The 12,329-nt window shown below is 70.3% G+C and carries 7 protein-coding genes; 5 read left to right on the top strand and 2 right to left on the bottom strand.

Annotation, left to right across the window (positions count from 1 at the left end; genetic code table 11):
- The first annotated feature begins 376 nt into the window (after positions 1-376).
- From Tfont_RS11255 to Tfont_RS11265, 3 genes are read left to right on the top strand one after another with little or no spacing between them, the layout of a single operon-like run.
- Complete coding sequence (locus Tfont_RS11255) at positions 377-1,420, top strand: efflux RND transporter periplasmic adaptor subunit (protein WP_260682367.1); 1,044 nt, start codon at positions 377-379, stop codon at positions 1,418-1,420.
- Between the two features lie 13 nt (positions 1,421-1,433).
- The gene (locus Tfont_RS11260) at positions 1,434-4,577 is read left to right on the top strand and encodes an efflux RND transporter permease subunit (RefSeq protein ID WP_143969519.1); all 3,144 of its coding nucleotides are present in this window, start codon (positions 1,434-1,436) and stop codon (positions 4,575-4,577) included.
- 53 nt (positions 4,578-4,630) lie between these two features.
- Positions 4,631-6,088 carry an efflux transporter outer membrane subunit gene (locus Tfont_RS11265; RefSeq protein ID WP_143969520.1) on the top strand — a complete coding sequence of 486 codons (1,458 nt, stop codon included), beginning with the start codon at positions 4,631-4,633 and terminating at the stop codon, positions 6,086-6,088.
- Positions 6,089-6,152: 64 nt separating this feature from the next.
- Here the strand turns inward: Tfont_RS11265 and Tfont_RS11270 are convergent, their stop codons facing one another.
- Positions 6,153-8,660 carry a GspE/PulE family protein gene (locus tag Tfont_RS11270; protein ID WP_260682368.1) on the bottom strand — a complete coding sequence of 836 codons (2,508 nt, stop codon included), beginning with the start codon at positions 8,658-8,660 and terminating at the stop codon, positions 6,153-6,155.
- A gap of 33 nt (positions 8,661-8,693) precedes the next feature.
- Entirely contained in the window at positions 8,694-10,250 is a 1,557-nt protein-coding gene (locus tag Tfont_RS11275) for a YifB family Mg chelatase-like AAA ATPase (protein ID WP_143969521.1), read from the bottom strand.
- A 152-nt stretch (positions 10,251-10,402) separates the two neighbouring features.
- Between Tfont_RS11275 and Tfont_RS11280 the strand changes: the two genes are divergently transcribed.
- Together Tfont_RS11280 and Tfont_RS11285 are read left to right on the top strand one after the other, a co-directional pair.
- The gene (locus tag Tfont_RS11280; RefSeq protein ID WP_068610594.1) at positions 10,403-10,741 is read left to right on the top strand and encodes a P-II family nitrogen regulator; all 339 of its coding nucleotides are present in this window, start codon (positions 10,403-10,405) and stop codon (positions 10,739-10,741) included.
- A gap of 43 nt (positions 10,742-10,784) precedes the next feature.
- A complete protein-coding gene (locus Tfont_RS11285; RefSeq protein WP_143969522.1) occupies positions 10,785-12,215 on the top strand; it encodes an ammonium transporter in 1,431 nt (476 codons plus the stop codon).
- Positions 12,216-12,329 lie beyond the last annotated feature (114 nt).

The raw sequence follows: 12,329 nt of genomic DNA on the forward strand, positions 1-12,329 counted from the left end.
GGCAGGCAAACATCGAAAAACTCCCAGAAAACGGCGCATCAGACCATCAACTCTGGGGGAAATTGTACTCGCAAACAGACAATAACACAAGAAAAATCATGAGGTTATGAATATTTCAGGGACGACTACATACAAAAATGTATGTATGATACGGCCCTCCCCGTTCGGGTTGCGGTCATCCTGGCCCGGGGTTTACCCGGTTCCGGGCGGGGTTTCGTGGCTTTTCAACGGTGGCATCATGGCCTTTGCGCATCGTGTTTTTCTGCCCACCGCGGCGGCGCTGGTGGGTGTGTTGGCGTTGTCCGCTTGTGGGGAGCGGGGGGCGTCCCCGCCGGCTCAGGCGGCATCGGCCGCGCAACCCGGCGCTATGCCGGCCATGCCCGTGACCGTGCGGGTGGTGCGGCGCGAGCCCGTGCCGGTGACGGTGGAGGCCGTCGGACAGGCCGAGGGCTCGCAGGAGGTGGAAGTGCGTGCCCGGGTGTCCGGGCTGATCGAGCGCAAGCTGTACCAGGAAGGCGAGCGCGTGCGCGCCGGGGCGCCGCTGTTTCAGATCGAGCGCGCGCCGTTCGAAATTGCGCTGCAGCAGGCGCGGGCCAATTGGGCCCAGCGGCAGGCGCAGCTGGAGCAGGCCCGGCGCGAGGCGCAGCGGCTGGCCCCGCTGGCCGAGCAGCGCGCCATTGCCCCGCGCGAGTACGACGACGCGGTCTCGGCCCTGCGCTTGGCCGAGGCCGCCGTGGCCGCGGCCCAGGCCACCGTGCGCGAGGCCGAGCTGAACCTGTCTTACACGACGGTGACCGCGCCGATCACGGGGGTCACGGGGCGGGCGCAGAAATCCACCGGCGCGCTGGTCAGCGCCGGGACCGACAGCCTGCTGACCACGGTGGCGCAGACCGACCCCATCTGGGTGCGGTTTGCCTTTTCCGAGGGGGAGCTGGCGCGGCTGCGCCAGGCCCGGCGTGCCGACGTGCGCTTGCTGGGTCCGGATGGCCGGCCCATGCTCACCGGGGGGCGGTTGAATTTCGCGGCCTCCACCGTCGATCCCCGTCTGGGTACGGTGCAGTTGCGGGCCGAGTTTGCCAACCCCGAGCTGGCGGTGCTGCCGGGGCAGTTCGTGCGTGCGCAGGTCGTGGCGGGGCAGGTGGACGCGTTCAAGGTGCCGCAGTCGGCCGTCATGCAAACCGAGCAGGGCCGCATGGTGTGGGTGGTGCGCGATGGCAAGGCGGCCCCTGCGCCGGTGGAGACCGGGCCGTGGCTGGACCGGGACTGGGTCATCTACCGCGGCCTGGCCGATGGGGACCAGGTGATCGTGGACAACCTGATGAAGCTGCGCCCGGGGGCGCCGGTCGCGCCCCAGCCGGCCGTCGCCGCTCCCACGGCGGCACCGGCGACCGAGGCGCCCAAGGCCGCGGCGGCCAACTGAACGGGAGCCGCGCATGTCGTCCAAGTTCTTCATCGAGCGGCCGATCTTCGCGGCCGTGCTGTCCATCGTCATCGTCCTGGCCGGGCTGGTGGCCCTGCGCATCCTGCCGATCGCGCAGTACCCGGAGATCGTCCCGCCCACGGTGACCATCACGGCCACCTATCCGGGCGCCTCGGCCGAGACGCTCGCGCGCACGGTGGCCGCGCCGATCGAGGAGCAGCTCTCGGGCGTCGAGAACCTGCTCTACTTCAACTCGACCTCTTCGTCGAACGGCACGGTCACGATCACCGCCACCTTCGAGGTCGGCACCGACATCGACAAGGCGACCTTCAACGTCAACAACCGCGTGCAGCTGGCCACGCCCCGGCTGCCCGACGAGGTGCGTCGCAACGGCGTCGTGGTGGCCAAGCGTTCCGAGAATTTCCTGCTCGTGATCGCGCTGAATTCGCCCAAGCGCACCTACGACGAGCTGTTCCTGTCCAACTACGCAACACAGAACATCCTCGACGAGCTCAAACGCATCCAGGGCACCGCCGACGTGCTCGTCTTCGGCGCGCGCGACTACTCCATGCGCATCTGGTTGCAGCCGGACCGCATGGCGCAGCTCGGCGTGACGACGGCCGACATCGCCGCCGCGATCAACGCGCAGAACGCGCAGTACGCGGCCGGCAAGATCGGCGCCGAGCCCGCGCCCAAGGGGCAGGAGCTGGTCTACACCGTCACCGCACGGGGGCGGCTGGTGCAGCCCGAGGAGTTCGGCGAGATCGTCGTGCGCGCGGCCGGCCCGAACGGCGTGCTGCGCCTGAAGGACGTGGCCCGCATCGAGCTGGGGGCGCAGAGTTACGACCAGTCCAGCACGGTCAACGGCATGCCGGCGATCGCGATCGGTGTGTTCCTGCAATCAGGTGCCAACGCGCTCGACGTGGGTGACGCCGTCAAGGCGCGCATGGCCGAGCTCAAGCGCGAGCGCTTTCCCGAGGACGTGGACTACCTCATCCCCTACGACACCACGCGCTTCGTCTCGGCCTCGATCCACGAGGTGGTCAAGACGGTGCTGGAGGCGGCGGCGATCGTGCTGATCGTGGTGTTCGTCTTCCTGCAGACCTGGCGCGCCACGCTGATTCCGATGCTCGCCGTGCCGGTGTCGCTGATCGGCACCTTCGCCGGCTTGTGGCTGTTCGGCTTCTCCATCAACACGCTCACGCTGTTCGCGATGGTGCTGGCCATCGGCATCGTGGTCGACGACGCCATCGTGGTGCTGGAGAACGTCGAGCGCCTGATGCGAGAGGAGAAGATGAGCCCGATGGCCGCCGCCATCGAGGCGATGCGCGAGGTCTCGGGCGCCGTGGTGGGCATCGTGCTGGTGCTGTGCGCGGTGTTCATTCCGGTCGCGTTCATGGGTGGCATCGCGGGGCAGTTGTACCGGCAGTTCGCGGTGACGGTGGCCATCGCCGTGGTGCTGTCGGGCGTGGTGGCGCTGACGCTCACGCCGGCGCTGTGTGCGGTGTTGCTCAAGCCGCACTTCGACGGCGACACCCGGCTGCAACGGCTGTTTGCGCCGTTCAACCGCGCGTTCGACCGGCTGACGCACCGCTTTCTGGGCGCGGTGGATCTGGCGCTGCGGCGCCGCGTGCTGGCCTTGCTGGGCTTTGCGCTGATGCTGGGTGGGGCGGCTTGGCTGTTCGCCCGTGTGCCCGGCAGCTTCGTGCCGGAGGAGGACCAAGGCTACATCATCGCCGCCGTGGTGCTGCCCGACGGCGCCACGCTGGCGCGCACCGAGCGGTCCACCGAGCAGTTGCGGCTGATGAACGCGCAGAACCCGGCCATCGACAGCTTCTTCATCATCAACGGCTTCGACCTGATCGGCGGTGGGGCCAAGAGCAACGCCGCGACCATCTTCATCCCCATGAAGCGGTGGGAGGAGCGCCAGCAGACCTCGCAGCAGCTCGCGCAACAGGTCAGCGGCATGGGCTTCGCGCTGAAGGACGGGCTGGCCTTCGCTTTCAACCCGCCCGGCATCCAGGGGCTGGGGCAGGCCGGCGGCTTCGAGCTGTACGTCCAGGCCCGTGGCGAGACGGACCCCCAGCGGCTGGCGCAGGTGACGCAGGATTTCATCACCGCGCTCAATGCCCATCCGGTGCTGGCCAAGGCGCAAACCTTCTTTCGCCCGACAGTGCCCCAGTTGCGGGTGGAGGTGGACCGCGAGAAGGCGCTCGCGCTGGGCGTGCCGGTCAACGAGGTGTTCGCCGCGCTGCAGGCCCAGATGGGTTCGCTCTACGTCAACGACTTCAACCGGTCCGGGCGCATCTATCGGGTGACGATGCAGGCTGACGCGCCGTACCGCGCGCGGCCGGAGGACCTGGGCCGCCTGTATGTGCGTTCGCAAACGAGCGGGCAGATGATCCCGCTGAAGGCGCTGATCCGGGTCGATACCATCGTCGGGGCCGAGCAGCTCGAGCGCTACAACGGCTATGTCGCCGCCAAGGTGATGGGCAATGCCAAGCCGGGCTACAGCTCCGGCGAGGCGATCGCGGCGGTGGAAGCCGTGGCGCGCGAGGTGCTGCCGCCGGGGTACAGCACCGAGTGGACCGGGCAGGCCTTCCAGGAAAAGCGCACCGGCAGCGCGTCGGTGTTCGCCTTTGGCTTTGCGCTGGTGATGGTGTATCTGATCCTGTCGGCGTTGTACGAGCGCTGGGGGGTGCCGTTTGCGGTGGTGCTGGCGGTGCCGTTCGCCGTCACGGGGGCGTTGCTGGCGGTGTGGTTGCGCGGCATGCAAAACGACATCTACTTCCAGATCGGCCTGGTGGTGCTGATCGGCTTGGCGGCCAAGAACGCGATCCTGATCGCCGAGTTCGCCATGCAGGGCATGGAGCATGGCAAGAAGGCCGCCGATGCCGCGCTGGAAGCGGCGCGGCTGCGGTTTCGGCCCATTGTCATGACATCGCTGGCTTTCGTGCTGGGCGTGGTGCCGCTGGTGCTGGCCACGGGGGCCGGCGCGGCGGCACGCCAGTCGATGGGCACCGGCGTGTTCGGCGGGATGCTGGTGGCGACCTTCGTCGCCCCGGTGTTCGTGCCGTTGTTCTTCACGTTGCTGGCGCGCAAGCCGCGGCCGCAGCACACCCACACCCCGGCCGAGACCGAGGAGTTGCCGGTATGACGACGTTTTGCTCGCGCGCTGGCGCCTTGCGCCGACCGGCGGATGGTGCTGTCATGGGGCGCAAGGCACCGGGGGCTGTCCGGCCGGGTGCTGGGTTGGCCGCCTGGCTGGTCGCGGGGGCCTTGGCTGGCTGCGCCGTCGGCGCCGACTACCAGCGTCCGCAGATCGCGCTGCCGGCGCAGTATCCGCAGGTGCTGGACGATGCGGTCCCAGCCCAGACCCCGGCAGCGGCGACGGTGGCGCCCGATTGGTGGACGCAGTTTGGCGACCAGCGGCTGACGCACCTGATCGAGCGCGCGCTGGCCCACAATGCCGACATCCTTCAGGCGGTGGCCCGGGTGGAGCAGGCCGAGGCCCTGGGGATGCAGGCCGACGCGGCCCGTTGGCCCGGGGTGGAGGCGCAAGGCAGCGCCACGCGCAGCCGCACCAGCGCCACCACCGGACAAGCGGGGGGCGGCAGCACCGTCGATCGGCAGCGGCTGGCGTTGTCCACCGGATTCGAGCTGGATTTTTGGGGGCGGCTGCGCCGCGCGTCGGAGGCCGCCCGGGCCGAGGTGCTGGCCAGCCGCTACGCGCAGGAGGTGGTGCGGCAGACCGTCGCGGGGCTGGTGGCGCAGGGCGAGTTCGCCCTGCGCACGCTGGACGAACAGATCGCCCTGACGCGCGAGACCCTGCGCACCCGCGACGAGTCGCTGCAGCTGCTGCGGTTGCGCCTGGAGCATGGGCTGGGCAGCCGGCTGGAGATTGCGCAGGCCGAGGGCGCGCGCGCCGAGGTGGCCGTTCAGTTGAGTGAGCTGCAGCGCCAGCGCGCCGAAGTCCAGGCCCAACTGGCGCTGCTGGTGGGCGAACCTGGCCTGGTGCTGGAGGCGGCCCCTGTGCGCGACCTGCCGCGGCCGCCCGTGCCGCCGGCCGGGCTGCCCTCGGCCTTGTTGGAGCGGCGGCCGGACGTGCGCCAGGCCGAGCAGCAGCTCGTGGCGGCGCAGGCCCAGATCGACGTCGCCCGGGCCGCGCTGTTCCCGTCGATTGCCTTGACCGGGCTGGCGGGGGGCGAGAGCGCGGCGCTGTCCGACCTGCTGCGCGGCGCATCGCGCATCTGGACGCTGGGGGTGGCGCTGGACTGGCCGATTTTCGACGCCGGACTGCGGCGCGCGCGGGTGGAGCAGGCCGAGGCCCGCCAGCGCGAGGCGCTGGCCGCCTATCAGGGTGCGGTGCAGACGGCGTTCAAGGACGTCGCGCAGGCGCTGGCCAATCTGCGCGCGGCGCGCGAGTCGGAGCCCGAGGTGCTGGCCGCCGCCCGGGCGGCCGATCAGGCGCTGGACCTGGCGCGCCGGCGCTTCGATGCCGGCTATGTGGGCCATTTGGAGCTGCTGGACGCGCAGCGCAGCGCCAACGCCGCCCAGCTGCAGGTGCTGTCCAACCGCCGGGCGCAGCTCGCGGCGACGGTGGAGGTGTTCAAAGCCCTGGGCGGCGGCTGGACGCCGCCGGATGCTGCGGCCACGGCGGCGCGCTGACCCGCGAGTCCCGGTCTGGGGGCTGCCCGGGGGAACCCTTTGATCCCCCCGTTTGGCCCCCCGCTCAGTGCGCCGTGCTGGCCCGGATTTCGTCGATGGTCGTGAGGCCCTGCAGCACCTTCAGGATCCCGTCCTGGCGCAAGGTGCGAAAGTGCCCCTGGGCCACGGCCGCGTGCTGCAGTGCCTCGGATGGGGCCTTGGTCTGGATCAGGCGGCGCAGGGCTGCGTCGATGGTCAGCAGCTCGTGGATGCCGGTGCGCCCCTTGTAGCCGCTGTGGTCGCACGCGGGGCAGCCCACGGGGCGGCCCAGTTGGGGCATCGCGTCCCCCGCTAGGTGGACGCGCCATTCCGCCTGCACCGCCTCGGCCGTGGGGCGCAGATCCTCGGGGAAGGCGTGCCGATAGTCCTCGAGCAGCTCCTCCAGCTCGGTGTCCGTGGCGGGCTCCCGCCGCATGCACTGGGGGCACAGGCGGCGCACCAGCCGCTGCGCCAGCACCGCCACCAGCGAGTCGGCAAAGTTGAACGGATCCATACCCATGTCCAGCAGCCGCACCACGGTTTCCGCCGCGCTGTTGGTGTGCAGGGTGGACAGCACCAGGTGGCCGGTCAGCGAGGCCTCGATGGCCATCTGCGCCGTTTCCTCGTCGCGGATTTCGCCGACCATGATGACGTCCGGATCGGCCCGCAGCAGCGCCCGCAGCGCCTTGCCAAACGTCCAGTCGATGCGCGGGTTGATCTGGATCTGGCGCAGGTCGGGGTTGGCGATTTCGATCGGGTCCTCCGCCGTCCAGATCTTGCGGTCCGGGGTGTTGATGTGCTGCAGCAGCGAGTGCAGCGTGGTGGTCTTGCCCGAGCCCGTCGGCCCGACGCACAGCACCATGCCGTGCGGCCGTTGCACGGCTTGCAGCAGCTGCGCGTGGTTCTCGCGGGTCAGCCCCAGCTCGTCCACGGCCAGGGGTTTGGCCGACGTCAGGATGCGCAGCACCACGTCCTCGGCCCCGCCGTAGGTGGGGATGGTGGCCACGCGCAGCTCCAGCCGGTGCTGCGGCGAGAATTTGGCGAAGTCGATCTTGCCGTCCTGCGGCTTGCGGCGCTCGGAGATGTCGAGGTCGCACATGATCTTGAGGCGTGCGACCAGCGCCGCTCGGTAGGTGTGCGGCAGCTCCATATAGGGGCGCAGGCGCCCGTCTTTGCGCAGACGGATGCGCACCTTGCGCCGGTTGGGGTGGGTCTCGATGTGGATGTCCGACGCCCCCTGCTGGTAGGCCTCGATGATGATGGTGTTGATCAGACGGACCAGCGAGTTGTCGGACTGCTCGACCGGGGTTTGGGCGTCGGCATCGTCCTCGGCGCCCAGCTCCAGCGATTCGAGCAGCTGTTCGGAGGACGTTTCGGCCCCGCTGGGGGCATCGGCCACCGGGGGGGCGCCGGTGTCCAGGCCGAAGCGGGCGTAGGCCTCGCTGATGGTGCGGTTGTCGAGTGCGCTGCTGGAGAGCACCGGCACCACTTTGCACTGCAGCAAAAACTCCAGCTCGTCGATGGTGGCGCGGCGCGAGGGGTCTTCGGCCGCGATGATGAGCGTGCCGGCGCGCCACAGCAGCGGCACGATGCGCAGCTTGCGCGCGGTCGCCAGCGGCACCCGGCGCAGCGCGTCGGCGTCGATGGGAAACTGCTTCAGGTCGACGACCGGGTAACCCATCTTGCGCGCCAGCGCGATGCGCAACTGCTCGCGCGTGAGCTGGCCGCTTTGCACCAGCAGTTCGCCCAGGGGGACGCTGCGCTCTTTTTTTTGCTTCTCCAGCGCCTCCTGCAGTTGGTCTGGGCTGATGAAGCCGAGCGCCGTCAGCGCCTCGCCGATGCGCACCAACGGCATGCGGTGCTGTTCCTCTAGCGCCATGAGGAGCTGCTCGGGCTTGACGACCTCCTTGATCACCAGATAGTCGCCCAGCTTGCGCTGGCGCATGGCCTCCTGTTCGCGGGCGGCGATTTCCACCTGCTCCGGGGTGAGGGCCTGCTGCTCCACCAGCACACGGCCGATGGCCTCGCCGACATGCAGCTCGCGGTAGGCCTCGCGCGGCAGAAAGGTCCGCCGCACGCGGTCGTCGTTGTCGATGGGCTCGAACAGAAAGACCCCGGCGTCCGATTCCACCTGCCCGATGGTGACTCCCTCGCGCGTGGAGCCGTCCGCGAGCGTCAGGCGGTAGGGCAGGCGGGGTCGGTAGCGCACCAAGGCCTCGAAGGTGCTGTCCGGCGGTTGGGTATCGGTCAGTTCCACCGGCGCCAGCGGCTCGGTTAGCGTCAGGCGGCGGAACATGTCGAAGCGCAGCGGCATCACCGTGCGCGACGGCGGCACCTGGATGTGCGCGACGCGGCGCTCGGGCTCCAGCGCGATTAACAGGCAGGGGCGGGTCTGGCCGTTGACGCCTTCCACCTCGCAGGCCTGGGGCTGGCCGGCCGCGTCGGCGCCGCCGTAGCCGATGTAGGGCGGCGTGGGCCAGCGCAGCGGAGGCAGGGGCTTGCCGTCGGCGGCAGTCGGTTGGGGGGCGGGGTCGGCCGAGGCGGCGGCAAGCATGGGGCAGCGGCGTGGTCGAGGCGGTGCGGCCGATTATGGTGGCATTCCCGCCGTGGCGGGACGGTACTGCAGCGCTTCGGCCACATGGGCGGGCTCCACCTGCGGGCAGCCGGCCAAATCTGCGATGGTGCGCGCCACGCGCAGTGCGCGGTGCGTGGCGCGGCCGGACCAGCCCAGCCGGGCGGCCGCCTGTTGCAGCAGCCGGCGGGCGGCCTCGTCGGCCGCGGCGTGGCGCAGCAGCGCATCGCCCTGCAGGGCGTGGTTGGGATGGCCCTGGCGCGCGTGGGCCCGGTCGCGGGCGGCCCGCACCCGCTCGCGCACGGTGGCCGACGGCTCGCCCGGGGGCGCGGACAGCAGCACGTCGGCGGGCAGCGCCGGGACCTCGACCTGCAGGTCGATGCGGTCGAGCAGCGGGCCGCTGAGGCGGTTGCGGTAGCGCTGAATCTGATCCGGCGTGCAGCGGCAGGCGCGGGTGGTGGACCCCAGGTAGCCGCAGGGGCAGGGGTTCATGGCGGCGACGAGCTGAAAGCGCGCCGGGTATTCGACCTGCCGCGCGGCGCGCGACAGCCGCACCGTGCCGGTTTCCAGCGGCTCGCGCAGGGCTTCGAGCGCACCGCGCGCAAACTCCGGCAGTTCGTCCAGAAAGAGCACGCCGTGGTGGGCGAGCGAAATCTCGCCGGGCCGCGGCGGCGAGCCGCCGCCGACCAGTGCCGCGGCGCTGGCGCTGTGGTGCGGGGCGGCCATCGGGCGGCGGCGCCAGGCCTCGGGCCGAAACCGCCCCACCAGCGAGGCGATCGCGGCGGTCTCCAGCGCCTCGTCGTCGTTCATCGGCGGCAGCAGGCCCGCCAGCCGGTGCGCCAGCATGGACTTGCCGGTCCCCGGCGGGCCGGACAGCAACAGGCTGTGGCCACCGGCAGCGGCAATCTCCAGCGCGCGGCGGGCCGCCGCCTGGCCCTTGATGTCCGCGAGATCCGGGACTGGGGCGTCGTCATGCACCGACATGGTGCCTGGCGCGGCCCGCTGCCACCCCAACCCGGTGCCGTCCCCCGCGGGGGTGCCGGCCGCCGGGTAGCGCCGCACCACGTCGAGCAAATGCTCCACCCGGTAGACCGTCACCCCGGGGACGAGCGCGGCCTCCTCCGCACTCGCCGCGGGCAGGACCAGCGCGGCCTCCGGGGCGCCACGGGCCATCTCGGTGCGCAGCGCCAGTGCCATGGGCAGCGCGCCGCGGACGGGGCGCAAGGCGCCGCTGAGGGACAGCTCCCCCGCGAATTCGTGGTGGGCCAGCGCTTGCGGATCGAGCTGGCCGCTGGCCGCGAGGATGCCCAGGGCGATGGGCAGATCGAGGCGGCCGGACTCCTTGGGCAGATCGGCCGGCGCCAGGTTGACCGTGATGCGCCGGGAGGAGGGCCACTCCAGCCCGCTGTTCTGGATGGCGGAGCGTACGCGCTCGCGCGCCTCTTTGACCTCGGTGTCGGCCAGCCCCACGAGGGTGAAGCTGGGCAGGCCATTGGCCAGATGCACCTCGACATGCACCGGCTGCGCCGCAAGCCCCACGAGGGTGCGGCTGCGCACCACGCACAAACCCATGGTCGGTCGTCCTCCCTGTCCGTTCGATCGCTGCTCACCGACATGATGCCACGGCACCGGTGACCGGCGGGCGTTCGGTGGTTGGCACGGCTTGTGCTTGACGGGTTGCGGAGCCAAGCAGCAAGGCGAGCAACCCCAAGGAAAGGACTGCCATGAAACTGGTCACCGCCATCATCAAGCCCTTCAAGCTGGACGAGGTGCGCGAGGCGCTCTCGGCCATCGGCGTGCAGGGCATCACCGTCACCGAGGTCAAGGGCTTCGGTCGCCAAAAGGGCCACACCGAGCTGTACCGCGGCGCGGAGTACGTGGTCGACTTTCTGCCCAAGGTCAAGGTCGAGGCGGCCGTGGCCGACACCCTCGTCGATCGGGTGGTGGAGGCCATCGAAGGGGCCGCCCGCACCGGCAAGATCGGCGACGGCAAGATTTTCGTCTTCCCGATCGAGCAGGTCATCCGCATCCGCACCGGCGAGACCGGCGCCGACGCCCTCTGATTCCACCGAACCCTCACGTTCCCAAAGCCTCAAGGGGATTCCCATGAAAAAACTGCTGATGAGCCTGTGTCTAGGCCTCGGACTGATGTGGGGCGGCGCTGCGCTGGCCCAAACGGCCGAGGCGCCCAAAGATGCGCCGGTGGCCACCCAGGCCGCGCCGGCCGATGGCGCGGCCGCCGCACCGGCGGCTGCGGAAGCGGCCCCCGCCGCGGCCGAGGCGGCGCCCGCGGCCCCCGCCGCGCCGACGGTGGACAAGGGCGACGTGGCCTGGATGATGACCTCGACCTTGCTGGTCATCATGATGGTGATCCCGGGCCTGGCGCTGTTCTACGGCGGCTTGGTGCGCAGCAAGAACATGCTGTCGGTGCTGATGCAGGTGCTGATGGTGTTCTCGCTGATCACGGTGCTGTGGGCGTTCTATGGCTACAGCCTGGCGTTCGGCGGCGAGGGGGCCATCATCGGCAGTCTGGACAAGGTGTTCCTCAAAGGGGTGACGACGGCGTCGCTGGCCGACACCTTCACCGAGAACGTCAAGATCCCCGAGCTGATCTTCGTCGCGTTCCAGGCCACGTTCGCGGGCATCACCTGCGCGCTGATCGTGGGCTCGTTTGCCGAGCGCATCAAGTTTGGCGCGGTGCTGCTGTTCAGCGCCATCTGGTTCACGTTCAGCTACCTGCCGATCGCGCACATGGTGTGGGGGCCGGGCGGCTACCTGCTGGGCAAGGGCGCGCTGGACTTCGCCGGTGGCACCGTGGTGCACATCAACGCCGCGATGGCCGGTCTGGTGGGCGCCTACATGCTGGGCAAGCGCATCGGCTACGGGCGTGAAGCGATGCCCCCGCACAGCCTGACGCTGACGATGGTGGGCGCGTCGTTGCTGTGGGTGGGCTGGTTCGGCTTCAACGCCGGCTCCAACCTGGAGTCCACCGCGGGGGCCGCGCTGGCTTTCCTCAACACGCTGCTGGCCACGGCGGCGGCGGTGCTGGCCTGGGCGATCGGAGAGGCGCTGCTGAAGGGCAAGGCCTCGATGCTGGGCGCGGCCTCCGGCGCGGTGGCGGGCCTGGTGGCGATCACGCCGGCGTGCGGCTCGGTGGGCCCGATGGGTGCCATCGTGATCGGTCTGGCCGCGGGCTTCCTGTGCCTGTGGGGCGTGACGGGCCTCAAGAAGATGCTGGGCGCGGACGATTCGCTGGACGTGTTCGGCGTGCACGGCGTGGGCGGTATCGTCGGCGCGCTGCTGACCGGGGTGTTTGCCGCGCCGGGCCTGGGCGGCACCGGGGCCGAGGACTTCAGCATCGCGCACCAGCTCTGGGTGCAGGCCGAAGGCGTGATCATCACGATGGTGTGGTCGTCGGTCGTGGCCGTGATCGCCTACAAGATCGTGGACATGATCCTGGGCCTGCGCGTCACCGAAGAGGAAGAGCGCGAGGGTCTGGACATCACCAGCCACGGCGAGTCGGCCTACAACCGCTGATCGGTTTCGTCTCGCCAGACACCCATCGTCTCTGGGGGTTGGGCCCGGGCTGCCGCAGGCACCCGGGCCTTTTTTGTCGGTGCGATGGTGTGCGCGACAGGGGGCAGCGGGGGC

It is taken from the genome of Tepidimonas fonticaldi (genome assembly GCF_007556755.1).
Lineage (GTDB): Bacteria > Pseudomonadota > Gammaproteobacteria > Burkholderiales > Burkholderiaceae_C > Tepidimonas > Tepidimonas fonticaldi.